Origin of the sequence: Streptomyces sp. NPDC056373, assembly GCF_042262425.1 — a bacterium.
Taxonomy (GTDB): domain Bacteria; phylum Actinomycetota; class Actinomycetes; order Streptomycetales; family Streptomycetaceae; genus Streptomyces.
Genome location: NZ_JBHJPX010000013.1, coordinates 80248 through 103876 on the forward strand (window position 1 = coordinate 80248; position 23629 = coordinate 103876).

At 71.1% G+C, this 23629-nt stretch carries 19 protein-coding genes; 8 read left to right on the forward strand and 11 right to left on the reverse strand.

Going from position 1 to position 23629, the window contains the following annotated elements; genetic code table 11:
- Positions 1–115: 115 nt before the first annotated feature.
- Entirely contained in the window at positions 116–898 is a 783-nt protein-coding gene (locus tag ACFCXS_RS27080) for a hypothetical protein (protein ID WP_376645935.1), read from the reverse strand.
- A gap of 255 nt (positions 899–1153) precedes the next feature.
- Between ACFCXS_RS27080 and ACFCXS_RS27085 the strand changes: the two genes are divergently transcribed.
- On the forward strand, positions 1154–2443 hold the full coding sequence (locus tag ACFCXS_RS27085; RefSeq protein ID WP_376645936.1) for an MFS transporter: 1290 nt from the start codon (positions 1154–1156) through the stop codon (positions 2441–2443).
- On the opposite strand, the gene ACFCXS_RS27090 is transcribed toward ACFCXS_RS27085, so the two are convergent.
- From ACFCXS_RS27090 to ACFCXS_RS27130, 9 genes are all read right to left on the reverse strand, one after another.
- Positions 2433–3239, reverse strand: coding sequence for an ABC transporter permease (locus ACFCXS_RS27090; RefSeq protein ID WP_376645937.1), 807 nt, complete (start codon positions 3237–3239; stop codon positions 2433–2435). The two genes, ACFCXS_RS27085 and ACFCXS_RS27090, sit on opposite strands and share 11 nt — an antisense overlap.
- Before the next feature lies 1 nt (position 3240).
- Entirely contained in the window at positions 3241–4044 is an 804-nt protein-coding gene (locus ACFCXS_RS27095; protein ID WP_376645938.1) for an ABC transporter permease, read from the reverse strand.
- Between the two features lies 1 nt (position 4045).
- Positions 4046–5041: an ATP-binding cassette domain-containing protein gene (locus tag ACFCXS_RS27100; RefSeq protein ID WP_376646083.1), complete on the reverse strand. Its 996-nt coding sequence runs from the start codon at positions 5039–5041 to the stop codon at positions 4046–4048.
- Positions 5042–5157: 116 nt separating this feature from the next.
- A complete protein-coding gene (locus ACFCXS_RS27105) occupies positions 5158–8031 on the reverse strand; it encodes a glycoside hydrolase family 2 TIM barrel-domain containing protein (RefSeq protein WP_376645939.1) in 2874 nt (957 codons plus the stop codon).
- A gap of 12 nt (positions 8032–8043) precedes the next feature.
- Positions 8044–8928 carry a carbohydrate ABC transporter permease gene (locus ACFCXS_RS27110; protein ID WP_376646084.1) on the reverse strand — a complete coding sequence of 295 codons (885 nt, stop codon included), beginning with the start codon at positions 8926–8928 and terminating at the stop codon, positions 8044–8046.
- Positions 8929–8936: 8 nt separating this feature from the next.
- On the reverse strand, positions 8937–9902 hold the full coding sequence (locus ACFCXS_RS27115; RefSeq protein WP_376645940.1) for a carbohydrate ABC transporter permease: 966 nt from the start codon (positions 9900–9902) through the stop codon (positions 8937–8939).
- A 20-nt stretch (positions 9903–9922) separates the two neighbouring features.
- On the reverse strand, positions 9923–11188 hold the full coding sequence (locus tag ACFCXS_RS27120; protein WP_376645941.1) for an ABC transporter substrate-binding protein: 1266 nt from the start codon (positions 11186–11188) through the stop codon (positions 9923–9925).
- 220 nt (positions 11189–11408) lie between these two features.
- A complete protein-coding gene (locus ACFCXS_RS27125) occupies positions 11409–12656 on the reverse strand; it encodes an ROK family transcriptional regulator (RefSeq protein ID WP_376645942.1) in 1248 nt (415 codons plus the stop codon).
- Between the two features lie 199 nt (positions 12657–12855).
- Positions 12856–13575: an ANTAR domain-containing protein gene (locus ACFCXS_RS27130; protein WP_376645943.1), complete on the reverse strand. Its 720-nt coding sequence runs from the start codon at positions 13573–13575 to the stop codon at positions 12856–12858.
- A 228-nt stretch (positions 13576–13803) separates the two neighbouring features.
- On the opposite strand from ACFCXS_RS27130, the gene ACFCXS_RS27135 reads away from it, so the two are divergent.
- Positions 13804–14151, forward strand: a complete 348-nt coding sequence (locus ACFCXS_RS27135; RefSeq protein WP_376645944.1) for a helix-turn-helix transcriptional regulator — start codon at positions 13804–13806, stop codon at positions 14149–14151.
- A 130-nt stretch (positions 14152–14281) separates the two neighbouring features.
- On the opposite strand, the gene ACFCXS_RS27140 is transcribed toward ACFCXS_RS27135, so the two are convergent.
- A complete protein-coding gene (locus ACFCXS_RS27140; RefSeq protein ID WP_376645945.1) occupies positions 14282–15538 on the reverse strand; it encodes a D-arabinono-1,4-lactone oxidase in 1257 nt (418 codons plus the stop codon).
- Positions 15539–15718: 180 nt separating this feature from the next.
- Between ACFCXS_RS27140 and ACFCXS_RS27145 the strand changes: the two genes are divergently transcribed.
- The 6 genes from ACFCXS_RS27145 to ACFCXS_RS27170 all read left to right on the forward strand — a co-directional run bounded on the left by ACFCXS_RS27145 (position 15719) and on the right by ACFCXS_RS27170 (position 23515).
- Positions 15719–16726: a hydroxyacid dehydrogenase gene (locus ACFCXS_RS27145; protein ID WP_376645946.1), complete on the forward strand. Its 1008-nt coding sequence runs from the start codon at positions 15719–15721 to the stop codon at positions 16724–16726.
- Positions 16727–16870: 144 nt separating this feature from the next.
- The gene (locus ACFCXS_RS27150) at positions 16871–17761 is read left to right on the forward strand and encodes an alkaline phosphatase family protein (protein ID WP_376645947.1); all 891 of its coding nucleotides are present in this window, start codon (positions 16871–16873) and stop codon (positions 17759–17761) included.
- Positions 17762–17766: 5 nt separating this feature from the next.
- Positions 17767–19368: an MFS transporter gene (locus ACFCXS_RS27155; RefSeq protein ID WP_376645948.1), complete on the forward strand. Its 1602-nt coding sequence runs from the start codon at positions 17767–17769 to the stop codon at positions 19366–19368.
- Positions 19365–20387 (forward strand): TolB family protein, encoded by a 1023-nt coding sequence (locus ACFCXS_RS27160; protein ID WP_376645949.1) that lies wholly within the window; start codon positions 19365–19367, stop codon positions 20385–20387. Before ACFCXS_RS27155 ends, ACFCXS_RS27160 begins: the two co-directional genes overlap by 4 nt.
- A 91-nt stretch (positions 20388–20478) precedes the next feature.
- The gene (locus ACFCXS_RS27165) at positions 20479–21798 is read left to right on the forward strand and encodes a radical SAM protein (RefSeq protein ID WP_376645950.1); all 1320 of its coding nucleotides are present in this window, start codon (positions 20479–20481) and stop codon (positions 21796–21798) included.
- 235 nt (positions 21799–22033) lie between these two features.
- A complete protein-coding gene (locus ACFCXS_RS27170; RefSeq protein WP_376645951.1) occupies positions 22034–23515 on the forward strand; it encodes a cellulose binding domain-containing protein in 1482 nt (493 codons plus the stop codon).
- Positions 23516–23629: the final 114 nt, after the last annotated feature.

The following is a 23629-nucleotide window of genomic DNA, read 5'->3' on the forward strand; positions in this document are numbered from 1 at the left end:
GCCTTCGGCACCGTCGGGCGGGGCAGCGGGCTGTGCGGCTCGGGGCCGTGTCCTACGCCGTCGTGCAGGGCCGGGACCTCCTCCCGGCCCTGCACGGACGCCGGCCGGCAGGGCGTCACCGGTGGCGCAGGAGTTCCAGGTCCGTCCCCCAGGCGTCGAGGACCCGGTCGTGCCCGGCCCGGCGCGCCGCCTCCTCGATCTCGTCGAAGAGGGCCCGCTGGGTGGGCGGATCGCCGTCGGCCAGCACGCGCCGCAGGACGGGCAGGAGCCGGTCCGCGGCCCACCGGGGGTCGCCCAGAGGCTGCCGTTCGAGCTCCCACCGCAGGAACTTGTTGTAGGGCCGGACGCGGCGGTGCAGCGCGAAGAGCACCTCCAGGGCGTACGGGACGCTCTCGGCGGCGTCCAGATGACCCATGTCCGGGCGGTCGTCGCGGTAGCTCTTGAGCGAGCGGTAGGTCTGGTTGACGTAGGCGTCGAGCCAGCTGGCGGCGGCGTCCCGGGCCTCGTCGGCGCCGAGGGTGCGCTTGTCGTCGAGGATCCGGGCGATGGTCCCGTCCAAGCGGTCGAACAACACTTCGGCGTGGACGTAGGAGTACCGCGCGAAGCTGTCCGGCCGGCCGGGCATCCCGCGGGTGCGGAACTCCGCGAGGGGGATGACGACGAGGTCGAGGTGGGCCGAGCGGAAGCGGTCGAGCGCCGCCAGGGCCGGGACGCCCTCGTCGTGGACGACGACGTGCAGGTCGTAGTCGGAGCGGGCCGTCGGCATGCCGGTGTGGACCCGGGAGCCGCTGAGGACGAGCCCGACGACGGCGGGGTCGGCGATGGCCCGTGAGGTGAACGCCCACAGCGTCTCCTCGGGGCTCGCGCCGGGGACGGGCTCGTGGTTGTCGCGCACCATGGTGATCTCTCCAGGCGGAAACGTCCGCGGCGCGCGCAGGCGGCGGCCGCGGGTACGGATCGGTTCGCGTCTGCGGCGCGAGGGGAGCGCCGCCGGAGAGGTCACTGCACGCTGCCGAGGCTACCCGCCCCGGCCTTCGGGCTCAGCCCTTCGGACAGCTCCTGTGCGACGGGCAGGGTGCCTTTCCGGCAACTCCCGGTCACCGCACCGTCATAGAGTTGCCGGGGGAAACGGGCTCCGGACGGGGGAGGCGGCATGACGCAGGGAGCTGCGCGGCGCGAGGACGAACCCGGCGGCTTCGCGGAGACCGCCGACGACGGCTTACGCGAGCCGCGCCCGCTGTGGCGGCAGCGCGACTTCGGGATCTTCTGGGCCGCCCAGACGCTCTCCGTGCTCGGCGACTCCTTCGCGCTGATCGCCCTGCCCCTGCTGGTCCTGGAGGCCACCGGGTCCCTCGCGCGGATGGGCCTGCTGACGGGGGTGGGAGGGGCCGCGGCGGTCGTGGCGGCGGTGTTCGCCGGGGCGATCGTGGACCGCGTGGACCGGCGCCGCCTGCTCATCGCCTGCGACCTGCTGCGCATGGGCCTGTACGGGGCCGTGCCGCTGGTGTGGCTGTTCGGCCCGCAGACCTGGCTGCTGTACGTGGTGCTGCCGCTGTGCGAGGCCGTCGGCATGCTGTTCGCGGTCGGCTACGTCACGGTCGTGCGCGGCCTGGTCGGCACGGGGCGGCTCACCGAGGCCAACGGACGTCTCAGCGCCACCGCCGCCGGAGCGGGGGTCCTCGGGCCGCTGTGTGCGGGGCTGGTGGCCGCGTGGTCCGGCCCGGCCGCGGCCGTCGGAGTGAACGCCGCCAGTTTCGGGGTGTCGGCGACCTGCCTGTTCTTCGTTCGGTTGCGCCCACGCAGTGCGGACGAACAGCAGGGCGAGCGGCCCGGGTTGTGGCAGGACCTGTGCACCGGCATCGTCTTTCTCCGCGGCCACCCCGTGCTGCGCTCGCTCACCGGCCTGCTGTTCGTCTTCAGTTTCCTCACCCTCGGGATCCATGACCTGGTCATCTATCACCTCAAGCACGATCTCGGGCACGGCGACGGAACCGTCGGCACCGTCATGGCGGCCGGCGCGCTCGGCACCGTCACCGGCGCCCTGCTCGTGGCCGGGGTCCGCCGCCGCCTCGGCTTCGGGCCGACGTGGGCCGGCTCGGTCGCGGGGTGCGGGCTCGCCTTCGCCGGTCTCGGCTGGGCGCGTGACGTGCCGGTCGTCGCAGTCCTGAGCGCCGCCTTCCTCGCCTGCGCCGCCGTGGGAGGCACCTGCTCGATGTCACTCCGTCAGGAAATCACCCCGGAACACCTCCTGGGCCGGGTCACCTCCACGTTCTGGACCCTGCACTACGCGGCGGCACCGATCGGTGCCGCCGTGCTGACCTGGGCCGCGGAGGAACAGGGCACGACCCCGGTCGCCCTGGCCGCCGGAGCGATCTGTGTCCTGCTCGCCGTGGCGGCCCTGTTCACCCCGGTTCGCGGCGCGGGCCGGACCGTCAGCCGTTGATGCCGCTGTAGTGCCGCAGACTCCACCGCCACACCAGCCGCGCCGCCAGATACGCCAGCAGCCCGAGCAGCGGTGAGGCCGCCGCGAGCCAGAAGGGGACTCCGGTCGTGTGGCCGTGGCCCGTCAGGACCGCCGCCGGGAAGTAGGCGACGAAGGCGAGCGGAAGACCGAAGGTGAGGAATCCGCCCACCGCTCTGGGCAGGACGTTCAGCGGGTAACTGCCGAAGGTGCCGAGGAGTTCCTCCAGCCAGCGGCCCCACATGTCGGCGGCCGGGAAACGCAGGGACGCACTGGCCACGACCGTGAACAGGGCGGCCTCCAGCAGCATGCCGCCGAGCACGGCCGCGACGAGGTACGTGACACGGCCCGTCGTCCAGTCCAGGTCGCTGCGGGAGAGCGCGCCCACCATCAGGCCCGCCGCCACCGTCAGGTCCCCGATGGCGTTGGTCGGGAAGAACGCCAGCTGGATCTGCCGGTGCACCGGCATGGGGCGCATCAGGTAGATGTCGATCCGCCCTTCCTGGATCTGCCGTCCCGCCCAGTGCATGCGGCCGAGGAACAGCACGAACAGCCCGTGCGCCAGCATCCGCGTCGCGGGGATCAGCAGCACGTCGGAGCTGTCCCAGCCGCCCATCCCGGCGAACCGGGACAGCAGTACCGTCGCGAACACGATCACCGACACCTGCCAGATCGCGCCGATCGCGATCATCAGCAGGAACTCGGTGCGGTATTCCATCTGTGCGCGGAAGTTGAGCGCCGTCACGCGCCACACGATCCGCAGAGCCTTGAACGACATGTCAGCCTCCCTGCGAGATCACGCGCCGGGCGGCCCGCCGCCACAGGAACCGGGTGGACAACGCCAGCGCCACGACCCACGCGGCCTGCACGGAGAGCTGGAACGCCGCGTCGGACAGGGGGATCCGCCCCACGTACAGCGACAGCGGCACGCTCAGCGTGGCCTGGAACGGCAGGAAGGAGCTCATCGTCACGAACCAGTCCGGGAAGAACCACAGCGGCGCGTACACGCCGGACAGCAGGTTCTGCGCGAACAGCAGGATGAGCATCGCCGCGGTGTTGCGGACCGTCCAGAAGCACAACTGGTCGAGGAGGAGCATGACGTAGTACAGGACCCACTGGCCCAGCAGCATGCTCAGCGCGAACACCCCGGCCACCGCGGCCGACCGGGGCGGTTCGACGACCCCCGCGGCCAGGCAGATCGCGTACCCCGTCAACGCCCAGGCCAGGCCGTACAGTTGCTCACCGGCGGCGCGCAGGGCGTAGTAGCGCTGCGGCGGCAGCGGGCGCAGGTACCAGTAGACGATGGTGCCGAAGTGCATGTGCTGCAGGACGGTGTCCCGGCCCGCGTACTGGTCCAGCTCCCGCAGCCGGGACGCCAGTACCGCGAGCACGGCGTACGTGACCGCCTGGTCGCGGCTGAGCCCCGCGGTCGTGCCGGACTGGGCGTACAGGCCCCTCCACAGCGACCAGACCAGCACCACCTGCACGGCCAGCCGCAGCGCGACGGCGGTCATCCGGGGCGGTGCGTTCAGCTCGCCGAGCGGGGTGACCCGGGCGGCGCGCCAGGCTTGGAGCACGGCCACGTCAGACCTCCCCGGCGTGCGCGTACGCGGCCCGCATCACGTCCTCGAGGTCCGCCTCGTCCAGCGCGATGTCCGCCACCTCGAACCGCTCGATCACCGCCTTCAGCGCCTGCTGGACGGTGGGCGCGTCCGGCCCGTCGGGGCCGAGGACGATCTGCGCGCCGGTGTGCCGCAGCAGCGTGGTGCCCGGCGGCGGCACGACCTCGGCGTGCGGATCGGCCAGCGTGGCCCGCACCTGCCACGTGGAGCCGAACTTCCGGCGTATCTCGTCGAGCGAGCCGTCCAGCATCAGCCGGCCGTGGTTGACCAGCACCACCCGCTCGGCGAGCCGCTCGACCTCCGTCATGTCGTGCGTGGTCAGCAGCACCGTACGGCCGCGCTGTTCCACCTGGTGCCGCAGGAACTCCCGCACCTGCTCCTTCACCACCACGTCCATGCCGATGGTGGGCTCGTCGAGGAAGACCACCGGCGGGTCGTGCAGCAGGGCGGCGGCCAGGTCGCTGCGCACCCGCTGGCCGAGCGAGAGATGGCGGACCCGGGTGTCCCAGAACGACGACAGCTCCAGAATCTCGTCGAACTCCTTCAGCCGTGCGGTGTGTTCGGCCTTGGGAACCTCGTAGATGTCCCGCAGGATCGCGAACGACTCACGCACCGGCAGGTCCCACCACAACTGGGTGCGCTGCCCGAACACCGCGCCCACGTTACGGGCGTTGCGCTCGCGTTCCCGGTACGGCACCACGCCCGCGACCCGGGCCTCGCCGGACGTGGGGGTGAGGATGCCGGTGAGGATTTTGATGGTGGTGGACTTGCCGGCGCCGTTCGGGCCGAGCAGGGCGAGGAGTTCACCCGCGGCCACGTCGAAGGTGATGTCGGAGACCGCGTGCTTGGCCACTCGCTCGGGGTTGACCAGGGAACGGACGGCGCCCGCGAAACCGGGGCGGCGGACGGTGGTGTGGAAGGTACGGGACAGCCCGCGGACCTCGATGGCGACACTCAACTGACCCACCAGCTTCCTTGCGGTGAACACAGCGGCGGCCGGTCGGCTGGGGGCCGACCGGCCGCGGATGACATCCCGAGCCTGTCGGAATGTCGATCAATCGATTAATCAGTTTCTTACTCGGTGGTCGAGAACACGAACGAGAACTCCACGGGCTCCGCCTTCAGGAAGTACTGCGGCAGCGGACCCGGACCACAGGACTGCGAGCCGATGCCGTGCAGCCCGTGGTCGAGGTTGACCCACACCGTGTCCCCGGCCGTGAGGTCGGTGCGGTGCCGGGCGGCGTCGAGCTGCTCGGTCGTCCAGCGCCGCGCGGTGAACCAGAACTCCGGGTCACCCTCGATCCGCAGACCGCCGAGCTCCACCCAGCGCACATCGGCACGGGCGCCGTTCTCCTGCGGACGGACGTACGGCGTCTGCAGCCCGTCCACCGTGGACTGCCAGCGGCCCACCATGGACGCCTTCCCGGTGTCCGGGTACGCCTCGCCGGGACCGCCGCCGAACCACTCCACCCGGTCCGCCTCCGGCAGTCCGAAGCGCACGCCGAGCCGGGGCAGCGGCACCGTCCAGTCGCCCTCCGGCGTCACGGACACGCTCAGCCGCAGCCGCTCGCCGTCGGACGTCCAGCGGTACACCGTGTCCAGACCCACCTCGCGGGCCGCGGGCGCCACCCGGGTCCGCACCGTCAGCGCGTCGTCGCCCGCCTCGACCGAGACCAGGCGGTGCCGCATCCGGTGCAGGCCGAGCGTGCGCCACAGCATCCCGTAGCGGGTGTCGGTCTGCCACTCGGCGCCGTCGTCGTTGTCGGTCGTCGCCCGCCACACGTCCAGCCGCGGTGCCGCGCCGACCTCCACCCCGCCGATCGACAGCAGCGCACCGGTACGGGCGTCGAACCCGGCCGGGCCGAGCGTGATCCGCTCGCCGTCCCGCACGGGCCGGTCGGTCGCGGGGAACGACGGCAGCGGCCGCGCCGCCACCGCGAACTGGCCCCAGGCCACCACGTGGCCCTTCGCGGCCCACGACGTGTCGTCCGCGAGCAGCGCCCGCACCGTCCACTGCCGCTCGCCGCCGCGGCCGTCCGCGGGCGGCTCCGGCAGCTTGACCTCGGCGCTCTCGCCCGGAGCGAGCGCCGGCACCGCGAGCGAACCCGACTCGACGGTCTCGCCGTCCACCTGGCAGGACCACTCGAAGGCCAGCGCCGACAGGTCGGCGAAGTCGTGCTTGTTGGTGACCCGCACGGTTCCGTTGGTGCCGTCGCCCTCGATCAGGACCGGCTCGATGACCTTCTTGTACTCGATCAGGCCCGGCGACGGGGTCCGGTCCGGGAAGATCAGACCGTCGCACACGAAGTTGCCGTCGTGCAGTTCCTCGCCGAAGTCACCGCCGTAGGCGTAACCCAGCTCGGCGTGCTCGACGCCGTGGTCGATCCACTCCCAGATGAACCCGCCCTGGAGCCGCTCGTGCTTCTCGAACAGCTCCTGGTAGTCGGAAAGTCCGCCGGGGCCGTTGCCCATGGCGTGGCCGTACTCGCACTGGATGAAGGGCAGTTCGCGGCGCTTGTGCGTACCGCCGTCGAGCCGCTCCCCGATCTTGGCGACCTCCGCGTGGGAGGCGTACATCCGCGAGTAGACGTCCGTGTCGCGGCAGTTCCAGTCGCCCTCGTAGTGCACCAGCCGCTCGGGGTCGCGGCCGTGGATCCACTCGGCCATGGCGGTGAGCCCGCGGCCCGTGCCGGCCTCGTTGCCCAGCGACCAGAACACGATCGACGGGTGGTTCTTGTCCCGCTCGACCATGCGCGCGGCGCGGTCCAGCAGGGCCGGGGTCCAGCGCTCGTCGTCGACCGGGTTGTCCCGCCAGTCCTGCTCGACGAAGCCGTGGGTCTCCAGGTCGCACTCGTCGATGACCCACAGGCCGTACTCGTCGCACAGATCCAGGAAGGCCGGGTGCGGCGGGTAGTGCGAGGTGCGCACGGCGTTGAGGTTGTGCCGCTTCATCAGCAGCACGTCCTCGCGCATCGTCTCCAGGTCGAGCGCGCGGCCGTGCCGGGGATGCCACTCGTGGCGGTTGACGCCCCGGAAAAGGATCGCCGTGCCGTTGACCTTGACGAGCCCGTCCTCCAGTACGACTGTGCGGAAACCGATCCGCAGCGGCACCCGCTCACCCTCGGTGGCCAGCACACCGTCGTACAGCTTCGGCGTCTCGGCGTTCCACGGCTCGACGGCGACCGTGACCGCCTCGCCGGTCGCGACATCGATGTCCAGGGCCGGGACGGTCACCCGCCCCTCGACGTCGGAGTCGACGCGCAGGGTGCCCTCGCCGGTGGTGTGGTCGTAAGAGGCGTGCACGAAGAAGTCGACCGTGCTGCCCGCCGGGCGGTGCAGCAGCGTCACGTCACGGAAGATGCCCGGCAGCCACCACTGGTCCTGGTCCTCCAGGTACGACCCCGCCGACCACTGGTGCACGCGCACGGCGAGCACGTTGCGGCCGGGCTTCAGTAGCTCACCGACCGTGAACTCGTGCGCGAGCCGCGAGCCCTTGAACTCGCCGAGCTCGGTGCCGTTCAGCCAGACGCGGGCGCACGACTCGACGCCGTCGAAGCGCAGCACCGCCCCGCCGTCCGACGGCCAGTCGGACGGCAGGTCGAAGACGCGCAGGTGGTCACCGGTCGGGTTCTCCGTCGGGACGTGCGGCGGGTCCACCGGGAAGGGGTAGAGGTGGTTGGTATAGATCGGGGAGCCGAACGCCCCGTCGCCCTGGAGAACCCAGTGCCCGGGGACCGTGACCTCGGCCCAGTTCCCGGCGTCGTAGCCCTCCTCGGCGAACGAGTCGTCCTCGGCGTCGGCGGTGGGCGACACCCGCAGGCGCCAGCTGCCGTTCAGCGACAGGGACCGCGCGTCGGAGGACGCGTACCAGGCGCGGGGCGGCAGGGCCCCGCTGCCCGGGGAGACGTCCTCGACGTAATCGACGGATGGGGTCGTGCGGTAAGACATCGGTCTCCTAGCTCAGCCCTTGATGCCGGTCTGTGCGATCCCCTGCACCAGCCAGCGCTGGAGGAAGAGGAAGACGAAGACCAGGGGCAGGATGGATACGGCCGTGGCCATGAAGATCAGATGGAACACGACGGTCTGGTTGGTCATGTAACTGGAGAGCGCGACCTGCACCGTCCAGGAACCGGGGTCCTGGCCGATGACCAGAGGCCACAGGAAGGCGTTCCAGCCGTTGATGAAGGTGATGGTCGCCATCGCCGCGAAGAAGTTCAGCGAGTTCGGCACGACGACGCGCCAGTATGCGCCGAAGTAGCCCAGTCCGTCCATGCGCGCCGCCTCCTCCAGCTCCTTGGGGAACCCCAGGAAGTACTGCCGGAACAGGAAGCAGGTGAAACCACTGAACAGCCCGGGAATGATCAGACCCCGGTAGGTGTCGACCCAGCCGAGCGAGGAGACCAGCACGAAGCTCGGCACGAAGGTGACCGCGGTCGGGACCATCAGGGTCCCCAGGACGGCGTAGAAGACCTTGTTGGCGTGCCTGTACGGGATGCGGGCCAGACCGTAGCCGGCGAGGGAGCACACCAGCAGGACGCCCACGGTGTGCAGGGTGGCCACGACCGCCGAGTTCCACAGGGACTGGCCGAAGGGGACCGTCTCGTCGGTGAACAGTTCCTTGATGTTCCCCCACTGGATGTCCGTGGGGAAGAACTTCCAGTTCTCTCCGGTGATCTCGGCGTCCGTCGAGAGGGCGTTGCGCACCAGGATGTAGAACGGGACCAGGAACAGGAAGGCGGCGACGCCCGTGGCGATGTAGAGCCCGGTGGAGCTCATCACGCCGCCACCGCGCCTGACCCGGCTGGGTGCGTTCGGCGCCGGTGCGGACTTGCGCACCTTGGTCATGGTGGTGGTCACTTGGACTCCTCACCCCTTCCGAAGCCCATGATCTTGCCCTGGAGCAGGGTCACGGCACAGATCAGCACCGTCAGGATGAGTGCTCCCGCGCTGCCGGCACCGTAGTCCTGGCTCTCGCCCAGGGCCTTGTAGTACAGCTCGACGAGGGGCGGGCGTCCCCAGGTGGTCTTGGACAGCAGGTTGAAGAACTCGTCGAAGGCCTGGTAGGCGGCGATCAGCAGCAGCAGGATCACCGCGGTGGACGTGGCGCGCAGCTGGGGCAGGGTGATGTACCGGAAGGTCTGCCAGCCCGACTTGGCGCCGTCGATGGCGGCGGCCTCGTACAGCTCGTCCGGGATGTTCTGCAGCGCCGCGATGAAAAGGATCATGTAGAAGCCGGATTGCAGCCACAGCCGGGCCGTCACGATGACCAGCCAGTACCAGGGCGGGTTCGGGTCGATCAGCCAGGCGATGTTCTCGATCCCGAACCAGCCCAGGACCGTGTTCATCAGACCGAAGCGGACCCCGCTGAAGATGGACATCTTCCAGATGAGCGCAGCGGCGACGTAGCTGACCGCGGTGGGCAGGAAGAAGACCGAGCGGAAGAACGCCCGCATGAAGCGCATCCGGTTCACCAGCAGGGCCAGGCCCAGCGACAGCGCCCAGGTGGTGGGCACGATGAACGCGGCGAAGACGGTGAAGGTGCCGAGCGAGCCGACGAAGTCGTCGTTCGTCAGCATGTACACGTAATTGTCGAAGCCGACGAACTTGTCCGGCGTGACGGTGAAACGGGCCTCGAAGAAGCTGAGCCAGAGGCTCCAGAGGATCGGCGCGTAGACGAAGATCGCCAGGCCGATCAGGAACGGCCCGGTGAAGAGCCAGAAGGCGAGGGCGGGGCTGCCCCGCAGGCCCCGCCGCGGCTTGGCCGGTGAGGCCTTCGCCGGGGCGGAGCCCGCCAGGGCGGGCTCGGTGGTGGTCGACATGTCGTGGTCCGTCCCGCGGCCTATCCGAACAGCTTCTTGAGCTCGCGGTTGACGGCCACGTCGGCCCTGTCGAGGGCCTTCTCCGGGTCCATGGACTTGCGGACGGAGTTGGCGAAGACGTCCTCCAGGGCGGTGATCATCGCCTGGGTCCAGCCGATGTTGTCGAAGTGGCCGAACTCGTTGAAGAGCTTGACGCCTTCAGCGGCGTTGCCCGACTTGAGCTTGTCGGCCGTCTTGGCGAGCGAGGTGCGCGGCGGGATGTGGAAGCCGTAGGAGGTGGCCCAGTCCTCCTGGTACTCCTTCTGGTCGATCCACAGCCACTTGACGTACTCCTTGGCCGCGTCGACGTCCTTGCCCTTGGCGTTGACGAACATCGACCAGCCGCCGTTGTAGACCGACTGCTTGCCGGAGTCCACGGTCTTCGGGAAGGGGAAGACGCCCCAGTCGTCGCCGAGCGCGTCCTGGATGGCCGGCATCGCCCACATGCCGCAGAACTGGATGGCGCACAGGCCCTGGATGAACGAGGACGGGTCCCAGGACTCGGTCGGGGCGCCGAGGAGGAGGTCGCCGCTGGTGAACAGCTTGCGCATCTTCTTGATGCCCTCGACGACGCCGGGGGTGTGGTAGGCGATCTCGTTCTTGTCGTTGAGGGTGTCCGCGCCGGCCGACCAGATCATCGGGAAGATGACGCTGTGGAGGTCGTTGCCCATGTACAGGCCCTTGACCTTGCCGGTGGTGAGCTTGGCCGCGGCCTCCATCAGCTCGTCCAGCGTGGTCGGCACCTCGACCTTGGCCTTCTCCAGCATCGACTTGCGGTAGAAGAAGAACTGCGGGTCGTCGATCATGCGGACGCCGTATATCTTCCCGTCGACCGTGTGCGACTTGATGTCGGCCGGGTTGAAGTCGTCCTTGACCGGGTCGATGATGTCGGTCAGGTCCGCCACCTGGCCGCTCTTCACCATCTGGATCTGCGGGTGGAACTCGAACAGGTCCGGCGCGCTCTTGGTGAGCAGTGACGAGAAGAGCTTGCTCTCGTAGTCGGCGCTGGTGATCCACTGCGTGGTCACGTTGGCCTTGTCGTACGCCTTCGCGTACTTCTTGATGGCCTGCTCGGTGCCCGCCTCACCGTACGCGTGGAACATCTGCGTCAGGTTGGTGCCCGAACCGGAGCCGCCACCCCGGCCGTTGTTGCCGCCGCACGCGGCCAGTCCGCCCGCGGCGGCCAGGCCCATCGCGGCCCGCAGTACGTTCCGGCGGTCCCAGTTCATGTTGCTCGATGCCGACATGCTGACGTCCTTGTCTCGAGTGCGGCTGCGGCTCTGCGGCTCACTGCCTGATGGCTCACGGCCCGAAGGCTCGCGCCAGATGGCTCAAAGAGAGGTGCGGTGCGGGACGCTAGAGCTTCGACTAAGGCTTCGGCAAGGGGTTGGACGAAGTCTGTGCGAAGCGTTGTATCCCGTTCGCGATTTCGAACGCATGGGGGAAGTGGAGGGGATGGTTCCGCCGTTACGAGGGTGGGATGGTGGTACGGCTCCTCGCAGGGGCGGCGCGTTTGCCGTTCTTCTGCCCGACGGTCTGCAGCGCGCCTTCGAGCGCGAAGGTGGCCGCGCCGAGACACACCGGGTCGGTGGGGATCGGGGAGAGGACGACCTCCGTGGCGGCCAGCGGCCGTGGCAGCGCGTGCCGGGTCACGGCCTCGCGCACCTCGTGCAGCAGCGGCTCGCCCAGGGTGCGGGCCACCCAACTGCTCAGCACGACGATCTCGGGGTTGAACAGGTTGACCAGGTCCGCGACGCCGGCGCCCAGATAGCGGGCGGTGTCGTGGACGACCCGGCGCGCCACGGGGTCGTCCGCCGCGACCCCGCGGGCCAGGGCGTCGATGGTCGCCGTCTGGTCCTCGGCGTGCAGCAGCGCGCTGTCGGGGCTGAGTTCGCGCAGGTTCAGCATGATGCCGCGCGCTCCGATGTACGTCTCCACGCACCCGTGGTTGCCGCAGCGGCACGGGCGGCCGTCCAGCACCATCGTGGTGTGGCCCCACTCGCCGGCGCTGTTGCTGACTCCCCGGTGCAGTCCGCCGCCCAGGACGAGACCGGCGCCCACGCCCGTGCCCAGGTTGACCACCACGGCGTTCCCGCGCCCGCGGGCGGCCCCGAACCACAGCTCGGCGACCGCGCTGGCGCGCAGCGGATTGTCCAGGTACAGCGGGTAGGCGATGTGCTCGGTGAGCAGGTCGAGCAGCGGCACGTCGTGCCAGTCCCAGTTGGGCGCGTACTCGGAGACACCGGTGGCGCGGTCCACCTGCCCCGGCACGCTCACCCCGACCCCCAGCACCCGGGCGCCCTCGATGCCGGCCTGCGTGACGACCGAGCCGACGGCGGTGACCACGTGGCCGACCACCTGCTCGGGCAGGCTCTCGCCGGGCCGGACGTCCTCCTCGGCGCGGGCCAGCACGTTCAGCCCGAGGTCGAACAGCTCCACATGGACGTACGTCTCGGCGATGTCGACGCCGATCAGCGCGCCGCCCGAGGCGTTGACCGCGACCAGGCCCCTGGGGCGGCCGCCCGCCGAGTCCTCGAAGCCCACCTCGGTGATCATGCGCAGGTCGAGCAGCTCACCGACGAGCGTGGCGACGGTCGCGAGGCTGAGCCCCGTGGCCGCTGCCAGTTCCTGCCGGGAGGTAGGTGACTCCGCGATGATCTGGCGCAGCACCTCGTAGCGGTTCGCGGTGCGGATGTCACGTGATGTGCGCTTCACCGGGGTGCCCCATTCCTTCCCAGACCGGCCGGGCCGGATCGACGTCGGCACCGGCGCGGCGCAAGGCTATGGGCTGCCGGGACTTTCTACAAGGGGTTTGGAAAGGGGCTTTATAAAGTCCCCGACCGGTGCGGGCCGTCGAGGGCCGACGGTGGCCTGACCATGATGCCTCAGGACGGGTGCTCCGGCCCTTTGCGGGTCAGTCCCGCTCCTCGGCGGGGCCGCCCGTGGGGTACGCCCCCACCTCGTCCGGGCGGTCCGCGCCGGCGACCGCGGCGCCCAGCTGCCGCTGCACCTGCTCCGGCAGTGTCGTGCCGCGTACGGTGCCGACCAGGTCCCGGGCCAGATCGTGCAGTTTGGTGTTGGTGTTCTGGGAGGTCCTGACCAGCACGCTCCAGGCCGCCTCGGGTGTCAGGCCGAAGGAGGCCATCAGGATGCCGCGGGCCAGGTCGATGGTGGGCCGGGTCTGCATGGCGCGGCGCAGCTGGGTCACCTCGGCGCGCAGGTCCTGGCCGTCGTCCACCGGCGGGGCCGTGCCGGAGGGGGCCGTGCCGGAAGGGGTCGTGCCGGACGGCGGGGTGGTGCCGGACGCGGCTGGGGATGCGGCGTCCGGCCGGCCGGAGTCCGTCAGCATCTCCCGTGCGCCGGTCAGGTCGAGAAGGCGCTCGACCGCGACCCCGCAGGAGCGGACGACGACCGACTTGCCCTGGCCGACGGCGCGATCGTGCAGCTCCAGCAGTGCGTTGAGGCCGGAGCAGTCGCAGAACCCGACGGCGTCCAGACGGAGATCGAGGCCGTCGCCCGACAGCGTGAGCATGTCGTACAGCTCGGGCAGCAACCGTCGGCTGCCCAGGTCCAGTTCGCCCCACATCGTCACGGTCATCCGGTCGCCGTCCGGAACGATGTCCATGGTCGCCATGCAGGGCGGGATCGCCGTCGGTGCACAGTCGTCCGCCGTGGATGCGGCGTCTTCTCGGGTGTGAGACCGCGCAGAGTACGCAGGCTCCGGCATGGCCCTGTTCTCCCTCGTCCGTTCGCCTTGCCTCCGCTTCCAGCGTTGCGTCTCTACCCCACCCACGTCAACCAATACATGAAACGCAGTACGTGTTTTTGGGTGCGTGAATGTTCTGTCGCTAGAGTTGTGGCCATGGATGGAGTGCCCGAGCCACACACCGGATGGACGTTCCTCACCAACCATGCGCGTGTGCTGGCTGCCATTGCCGACAACCACAGTGCCCGTATCCGGGACATCGCGGCCCACTGCCGGCTCACCGAGCGAGCCGTGCAGAAGATCATCGCGGACCTGGAGCAGGACGGGTACCTCTCGCACACCCGGGAGGGGCGCACCAACGCGTACCGGATCGACCCCGGCAAGGTGCTGCGCCACCCGGCCGAGGCGGGGCTGACCGTTGCGTCCCTGATGTCCCTGCTCGTCAAGGACGAGGTCGACCGAGCGACCTCCACCACCCGCAGCCGGCCGCACGCCGCGACATGACCGCGCGGGCTCCCGCCCGCCGCCCCTTGCCGGCCGGCAGCCCCCCGGCGACCGGCAGGACTCCGTCGTCCTCCCGCCGCCCACGCCCGCGCGAGGACGTCACGCCCGTGCCCGCGCGAGCGCGTCCCGCCTACGCCCGCGCGAGCACGTCCCGCACGAAGGCGTTGGCGAACTTCCCCCGCGGGTCCAGCTCCTGCGTCAGAGTGCGGAAGTCGCCGAGGCGCGGGTACAGCTCCCGCAGGCCGGAGGGGGGCAGGGTGAACACCTTGCCCCAGTGCGGGCGCGCCCCGAAGGGGGCGAGCGCCGCCTCGACCCGCCGCACCACCGGCAGGACCGCCCGCGTCTCGTCGATCCAGGTGAAGTGCGCCGCGACGGTGTCCCGCCCGTACGAGGGGCTCAGCCACTGGTCGTCACCGGCGACCGTACGCACCTCGCAGGTCAGCAGGACGGGGGCGACGTGCTCCCGGATCGCGTCGAGCGCGTGCAGCATCTCCACGGCGTGCCCCCGCGGCAGCAGGTACTCGGACTGCAGCTCCGCCCCGCTGCTCGGCGTGAACTCCGCCCGGAAGTGCGGAAGCCGCTGGTGCCACGGCCCCGGCACACCGAACTGCTCCGTGCAGTTGACCGCGGGCATGCCCGGCACCGGGTGCATCTTCTCGGTTGCGGGAGCGGCCCAGGGAAAGGCGGGCAGCGGCTGGTCCGTACGCCGCTTGAGCCACACCTGTCCGAAGCCCGGCTCGCGCCAGTCGGTGAACAGGCTGACGCTGTACCCCGTCGCCATCACCGTCTCGAACACCCCGGAGTCCAGGCCCTCCAGGGGCAGCCCGGTGAACACGTGCTGCTCGACCTCGTAGGACGGCTCCAGGTCCAGGGTGAGCGCGGTGACGACGCCGAGCGCGCCGAGTGAGGTGACGGCCCCGCCGAACCGCTCCTCGTCCCGCCCTATGGTCACCACCGAGCCGTCGGCCGTGACCAGCTCCACCTCGCGCACGGAGGCCGAGAGCGGGCCGTTGAGCACCCCCGAGCCGTGCGTGCCGGTCGCGACCGACCCGGCCACCGAGATGTGCGGCAGGGACGCCATGTTGTGCAGGGCGAGCCCCTGCCCGTGGACCCGGCGGGCCAGTTCCGCGTAGCGCACACCGCCGCCGACCCGGACCGTCCGGGCCACCGTGTCGACCTCCACCTGAGGGGGCAGGTCCGCCAGCGACACGAGGACTCCCTCGGGGCCGGGTTCGGCGATCTCGTTGAACGAGTGCCCGCTGCCCAGGACCCGCACCCGGTCGCTGTCCGCGACGAGCGCTCGCAGCGCGGTCGACGAAGCGGGCCGGTGCAGTTCCTTGGCCGCGTAGGTGATGTTGCCCGCCCAGTTGGTCACGGTCCCGTTCATCCGTCGTCCTTCCCCGAGGCTGCGGGGACAGGAGAGCCCCCGGGGCGGAACCTACCCGGCCCCCGGAGTCCATTGCCGCCGCCGTCCGGATCGGCCTACGGTAGGGACCGTAGAGAGCGGTTTCTACGCAGGGTGCGGGAGCTGTTCCGGCAGCGCCCCCCGAGCCGGAAGGTCACCTCCTTGAGCCAGCGCCCCCAGGCACTGTTCGCCCTGGACGCCGAGAACGTGCCGCAGGTCTTCCCGCCCGAGGTGCTGGCGAGGCTGCAGAAATCCGTGGACATCGATCCGGACCTCGTGGTCCGGGACTTCACCGACCCCCGGGTCCTCGGTGCACTGGCCCGGACCGAGGTCCTGGTGACCGGCTGGGGCTGCCCCCGGATCGACGAGACGGTGCTCGACGCCGCTCCGCGGCTCCGGGCGGTGCTGCACTCGGCCGGATCCGTGAAGTCCTTCGCCACCCACGCCCTCTGGGAGCGGGGCATCGCCGTCTCCTCGGCGGCCGCCGCCAACGCGCTGCCGGTCGCCGAGTACACCCTCGCCATGATCCTGCTCGCCGGGAAGGACGTCCTCGCCGCCCGCGACCGGATGCGCACCGAGCGCACCTCCGCGGGCTGGGGCGTCATCCCCGGCATCGGCAACTACCGCCGCCGGGTCGGCGTCATCGGAGCCTCCCGCATCGGCAGCCGCATCCTGGAACTGCTCCGCCCCTTCGACCTGCGGCCGGTCCTCACCGACCCCTACGTCGACGAGCGCAGGGCCGCCGCGCTCGGCGTCCCCCTGCTGCCGCTGGACGAGTTGCTGCGCACGTCCGGCATCGTCACCGTGCACGCCCCCGAGACGCCGGAGACCCACCACATGATCGGCCGCCGCGAGCTGGCACTGATGCCCGACGGGGCGGTGCTGATCAACACCGCGCGCGGTGCGCTGGTCGACCACGACGCCCTCGTGGCGGAACTGCGCACCGGGCGCCGGACCGCGATCCTCGACGTCACCGACCCGGAGCCGCTCCCCGCCGATTCGCCTCTCTACGACCTGCCCGGCGCCTTCGTCACCCCGCACCTCGCGGGCTCCCAGGGCAACGAGCTGGCGCGGCTCGGCATGACGGTCGCGGACGAGGCCGCGCGCCTGTACGCGGGAGAGTCACCGGCCCACGCGATCGATCCGGCGTCCCTGGGGCACCTGGCCTGAGGAATCTGTGAGCCGCCTTGGTGACACCTTTGCCGAGCGGAGTCCGCCGTTCGCCTGCTCGTCACCGTAGGCAGGACGATGACGCCCTATGGTGACGGCGCCGCCCCCCGCGACACCTCGCCCCCCTCTGTCCGGAGGACAGTCATGGCCGCCGTCAAGGCTCACAAGCCCCGCAGACGTCCCCTCGCCGCACTCGCCGGAGCAGCAGCCCTCACCGCCACGTCGATCGGCCTGTGGGCGGCGACCGCCCCCACCGCCCAGGCCGCAGCCCTTCCGGCGCCCGACCACGTGGTGGTCGTGGTGATGGAGAACCACGCCTACTCGCAGGTCATCGGCAGCTCCAGCGCCCCGTACCTCAACAACACCCTGAAGGCCGGTGGCGCCAACCTCACCCAGTCCTTCGGCCTCACCCACCCCAGCGAGCCGAACTACTACATGCTGTTCTCGGGCTCCAACCAGGGCCGCACCGACGACAGTTGCGTCGGCGTCGGCTCGATCTCCGCGCCCAACCTCGCCTCCGAGCTGATCGCCGCCGGCAAGACCTGGGCCAGCTACAACGAGTCGCTGCCCAGCCAGGGTTCGACGACATGCAGCAGCGGAAACTACGCGCAGAAGCACAACCCCTGGTTCGGCTTCTCCAACGTGCCGACGAGCACCGCCAAGACCTTCGCGCAGTTCCCGTCCGACTACACGACCCTGTCCAAGGTCTCCTTCGTCGTCCCGAACCTGTGCAGTGACATGCACGACTGCCCGGTCTCCACCGGCGACACCTGGATCAAGAACAACCTGGGCGCCTACGCCACCTGGGCCAAGACCCACAACAGCGTCCTCGCCGTCACCTTCGACGAGGACAACAAGCTCTCCGGCAACCGCATCCCCACGGTCTTCTACGGCGAGCACGTCACCGCGGGCAGCTCCAGCTCCACCACCTACAACCACTACAACGTGCTGCGCACCGTGGAGGACCTGGCCGGTCTGACCACGCACGCGGGCAACGCCGCCTCGGCGGCCGACATCACCGGCATCTGGAACTGACGCCTGTGTACCTCGCGGACTCCAGACGTACGGACGCCCGCGGCACGGATTCCCGCAGCACCGAGGCCGCCATCGTCCCGGACTCCCGTCCGGGGCGGTGGCCGGCCGCCGTGCCCGGACCCGTGCTGGCTCTGGGCGCGGTCAGCCTCATCACGGACATCTCCTCGGAGATGATCACCGCCGTCCTGCCGCTCTACGTGGTCGCGGGCCTCGGCCTGTCCCCGCTCGGCTTCGGGCTGCTGGACGGCATCAACAACGGTGTCGGGGCCCTGGTCCGGCTCGCCGGCGGGCACCTCGCCGACCGGGGAGGCCGCCGGCACAAGCTCGTGGCCGGCCTCGGCTACGGCCTCTCGGCCCTGTGTAAACCGTTCCTCCTGCTCGCCCACACTCTGCCCGTGATCAGTGCGGTCCTCGCGGCCGACCGCACGGGCAAGGGGCTGCGCACGGCACCGCGCGACGCGATGATCTCGCTGGCGACCGAACCCCGGCACCGGGGGCGGGCGTTCGGCGTGCACCGCGCCATGGACACCACCGGGGCGCTGCTCGGCCCGCTGGCCGCCTTCGCCGTGCTCCGGGCCACCGTCGACGGCTACGACGCGGTGTTCCTGGTCAGCGGCTGTGTGGCGGCGCTCGGGGTGCTGGTGCTGGTGCTCTTCGTCCCCGGCGAGATCACCGCCACCGGCGCCGCACCCCCGCCCACCGCCGGCCCTGCCCCGGCCCCGCCCGGCGCCCGGCGCCCGCTCGATCCGCCCCGCGCTCGCGGTGACCTGGCCGATCCGCCCGATCCGCCCGGCGCTCGCGGTGCCCTGGCCGATCCGCCCGATCCGCCCGGCGCTCGCGGTGACCTGGCCGACCCGCCGGACCCGCCCGGCGCTCGCGGTGACCTGGCCGACCCGTCGGACCCGCCCGGCGCTCGCGGTGCCCTGGCCGACCCGCCCGGCCTTCATGGCGACCTGGCCGACCCGCCCGGTCCGACGCCTCCCCACCCCTCGCACCGCTCGCTCCCCTCCCGGCCCACCCTGCGGGACTCGCTCGGTCTGCTGCGCCGGCCCCGGCTGCGGCGGCTCACCCTGTGCGCGGCCCTGCTCGGCCTCACCACCGTCAGCGACTCCTTCCTCTATCTGCTGCTCCAGAGAGAAGAGGGCATGTCCGCCCACCTGTTCCCGCTGCTGCCGCTCGGCACCGCGGCCGTCTTCCTGCTGCTCGCCGTACCGCTCGGCGCGCTCGCCGACCGGATCGGCCGCCGGCGGCTGTTCCTGGGCGGCCACGGCGTCCTGCTGCTCGGGTACGGCCTGGTGCTCTGCCCGTGGCACGGCCTGGCCGCCCTGGCCGCCGTCCTGGTCCTGCACGGAACCTTCTACGCGGCGACCGACGGCGTGCTCGCGGCCGCCACCGCGGGTGCGGTCGAAGCCCGCCACCAGGGGGCCGGGCAGGCGCTGGTGGGCACCGGCCAGGCGCTGGCCCGCTTCGCCTGCTCGCTCGCCTTCGGCGCGGCCTGGAGCGTGTGGGGCGGCCGGACGGCCCTCGCCGTCGTCGCCGTCGCGCTGGCCGGTGCCGCCGTCGCGGCGTCCTTCGTCCTCCGCACCATCGATGAGGTGCCCGCATGACCAGAAACACCCGCCTCGTGATCCTGCTGGCCGCCGTCGTACTGCTCGGGGCGTTCGGAACCGGAGCCGTCCTGCACGCCAGGCAGCAGTCGGGCCTGCGCGACCAGCAGCAGGCGGACGGCCCCGCCGTGCGGTCCGGAACCGTCTCGCTGCGGCCGTCGGGCGGACGACGGCTGCTGATCCGCAACCTGGCCTGGGGCCCGCACCGCGACGAGATCGCCAGTGTGCCCGCCGGCCGCCCGCAGGGGCCGCGCACCGCGTCGGGCGTCAAGTGCCTGCGCTTCCACGCGGCGGCGGGCACCGGCATCTGCCTGCAGGCCGTGCACGGCACGCTGGGGGACAGCTACCGGGCCGTCGTGCTCGACGCCCACCTGCGGGAACGGCGCCACTTCCCGGCCGCGGGCATCCCCACCCGGGCCCGCGTCTCGCCCTCCGGCCACCTGGTCGCCTGGACGGTCTTCGTCAGCGGTGACTCCTACGCGGGCACCGCCTTCTCCACCCGCACCGCCGTCGTGGACACCCGCACCTGGGCCTTCGACGACAACCTGGAGTCGTTCCGCCTCGTCAAGGACGGCCACCCCTACCGGGCGGCGGACATCAACGTCTGGGGCGTCACCTTCGCCGACGACAACCGCTTCTACGCCACCGTGGCGACCGGCGGACAGACCTATCTCGTCCGGGGCGACCTCACGGCGCGCACCCTCACCACCCTGCACCGCAACGTCGAATGCCCCTCCCTCTCACCGGACGGCACCCGCATCGCCTACAAGAAGCGCGTCAGGGGAGCCTCCCCCGACGCCCCGTGGCGGCTCTACGTCCTCGATCTGCGGACCATGAAGGAGACCGCCACCGCCGAGCGGCGCGACATCGACGACCAGGCCCTGTGGGCCGACGGCTCCACCCTCGTCTACGCCCTGCCCGGCGACTACGGCTCGGACCTGTGGACCGTCCCCGCCGACGGCACCGGCACGGCCCGGCGGCTGATGGCCTCCGCGGTGGCACCCGCCTACCTCGGGTGACAAACGGGGCATCGGGGACCCCGGTGCGGCTCCCGCGCTCGCGGCGGCATACCGTGAGGAGTCGTACGTCCGAACCGGGAGGAGAGACGGGATGGGCAGCCGTACCGCGCTGGTCGAGGATCTGATGGAGCGGTTCCCGCATGTGCCGCGGGAAGCAGTCTTCAAGGAGGACCTGCTCCGCGGCGGCGTCGCCTTCGACCCCTCCGCGCTCAGCGACAACGAGGGCGGCGAGGTCAAGCCGAAGTCGTACTTCATCTTCTCCTTCGACCACGGCACCCTGCCCGAGCTGGGTGAGGCCGCACTGCGCAGGCCGCCCGAGGAGATCATCCTCACCGGCGGCCCCTACGACCTGCGCCGCACCGTCGTCTCGGTGCGGGTGAACCCGTCCTCGCCCTACCGCGTCGCCGCGAACGACGACGGGGTGCTCGGCCTCTACCTCGACGGCAAGCGCATCTCCGACGTCGGTGTGCCGCCGATGCCCGAGTACTACCGGCACACCCTCGCCAACGGGAAGTCCGTCATGGAGGTCGCCCCGACCATCCAGTGGGGCTACCTGATCTACCTGACGGCCTTCCGTGTGTGCCAGTACTTCGGCGCCAAGGAGGAGTGCCAGTACTGCGACATCAACCACAACTGGCGCCAGCACAAGGCGGCGGGCCGCCCGTACACGGGCGTGAAGGACGTCGACGAAGTCCTCGAGGCGCTCGACATCATCAACAGGTACGACACCGACAAGGTGTCCACCGCGTACACGCTCACCGGTGGGGCGATCACGTCGAAGGTCCAGGGCCTGGACGAGGCGGACTTCTACGGGCGGTACGCCAAGGCCATCGAGGAGCACTTCCCGGGCCGCTGGATCGGCAAGGTCGTCGCCCAGGCGCTGCCGAAGGACGACGTCCAGCGCTTCAAGGACTACGGGGTGCAGATCTACCACCCCAACTACGAGGTGTGGGACGAGTACCTGTTCAAGATGTACTGCCCCGGCAAGGAGCGGTACGTCGGCCGTGACGAGTGGCACAGGCGGATCCTCGACTCGGCCGACATCTTCGGCGCGCGCAACGTCATCCCCAACTTCGTGGCGGGCGTGGAGATGGCGGAGCCCTTCGGCTTCAAGACCGTCGACGAGGCCATCGACTCCACCACCGAGGGCCTGCGCTTCTTCATGTCGCACGGCATCACGCCCCGCTTCACCACCTGGTGCCCGGAGCCCACGACGCCGCTCGGCAAGGCCAACCCCCAGGGCGCGCCGCTGGAGTACCACATCCGTCTGCTCCAGGCCTACCGGCAGACCATGGAGGACTTCGGCCTCTCCTCGCCTCCCGGCTACGGCCCGCCCGGCGCCGGCAACGCGGTGTTCTCGGTGAGTTCCTTCATGGACAGCCTCCCGGCCGACGCACCCACCGCCGTTTGATAACGCTTCGATGACGTCGAGCCTTTTCACGGCACGGCATCGAGTCGCCCGGCGGCCGCACCCGTATGACACTCCGAGCCTGGAGTCATGGGGTGCGGCCGTCCTGTCGTGATATCTGAACAGGGCGCTTGTCAGTTGTGTGGGTGGCGTGAAAAGCTCTCCCCCTGCCGCGAGGTTCCCCCCAACTCCAATGCCGATGTGGTGAGTTGACCTCGCTTGTGGATGCAGGAGACTCATGCCCGACCTGCCGACCCCTCAGGACGCCACCGAGGCCGCGCTGTTCTCCGAGTGCTGGGACGCGGTCCTCGCGTACGCGGACCTGTGCACGTCCGGTTCCACGGCCGCCGCACAGCTCGGCCGCGAGGCGTTCGCACACGGGGTGCGCGAGGCCCGCGCCGCCGAGACCGGCCAGGTCCGCGGCACCGCCCGGCGCCCGGCCCGGCTGCCCCGCATACCCCTGCTGCTGACCTCCGTACGCACCACGGCCGCGGCCTGGGAAGAGGAGGGGCAGGGCCACAAACTGGACCCCGACCTGCGCCTGTGGCTCAACTCGGACGCGGCCGCCCGCTACACCGGCCCGCCCCTGCAGCGCCCGCTCGCGCTGCGCGGCCTGCGCGACCTGCAGCAGCCGGACGCCGAACTGCTCTGGTTCGCCGAGGTCGAGGCGCTGCCGCTGCCCCTGGTCGCCCGCCGCCTCGGGCTCGATCCGGCCGGCGCCGCCGAGGAACTCCGGCAGGTGCGCACCCTGTTCCGGGACCGCTGCCACCGCAACCACCTCGACACGCCCATGGACGGCCGGTGCCGCAGCTACGCCCGGCTGCTGGACGCCGTCACCCGCTCCTCCGCCGCCGAGGCACCCGGCGACCTCTCCCGGCACCTCGCCACCTGCGTGCGGTGCGCCGAGGCCGCCGCCTGTCTGCGCCTGCACGGCGGTGCCCTGCCCGGGGCGCTGGCCGGCGGGGTGATCGGCTGGGGAGGCCTCGCCTACCTGGAGCGCCGCCGCCGCGCCGCCGAGGTGCGGCTCGGTGCAGGCCGGCCCGGCTCGACGGACGCCGAGCCGGGGGACGGCGAGCAGAAGGCGCGTGTCGCCCGCAACGGACTCCTCGTCGCCGCGGTCCTGGTCTCCGTACTGGCCCTCGGGGTCTCCCTGATGCCCTTCGGCGGCGACGGCGACGATCTCGGCGCGCCCGGCGTCGACCGGCAGCCGGTGGCCGACAGCGCTCCGCCCCTGCCGTCCGTGCCGTCCCTGCCGCCCGCGACCTCGAAACCGGCCGACCGGAACACCCCGAGATCGAAGCAGCCGGAGAAGCCCGGCAAACCAGAGGACGAGAACCGCCACACCGAACCGCAGGGCACCTCCTCGCCCACCGCCCGGGCCGAACCCGACGAGCCCGAGGACCCCGTCTGCCGGGTCGAGTACGACCTGGTCAACCAGTGGCCCGACGGCTTCCAGGCCACCGTCACCATCACCAGCACCCGGCCCCTCGACGCCTGGCGCGTCGCCTGGTCCTTCCGGGACGGCCAGCAGGTCGGCCAGATGTGGGACGCCTCCGTCTCCCAGGACGGCTCCCGCGTCAGCGCCGCGGCCGCCGACTACAACAAGTCGGTCCCCGCGGGCGGCGACCTGTCCTTCGGCTTCCTGGCCTCCTGGCGCGGCAAGAACTCCCCGCCGTACGACTTCGAGCTGAACGGCCACGCCTGCGTGAAAAACGGTTGACGCACCCGCGCCGCGGCGGGATAACGTGACGTCGGTTCCGCGCACACCGCGGTTCCGTGCAGAGAAGAAGCGAGCGACGAGGAGGTGTCGACCGATGGCTGTCATTGCGATGAG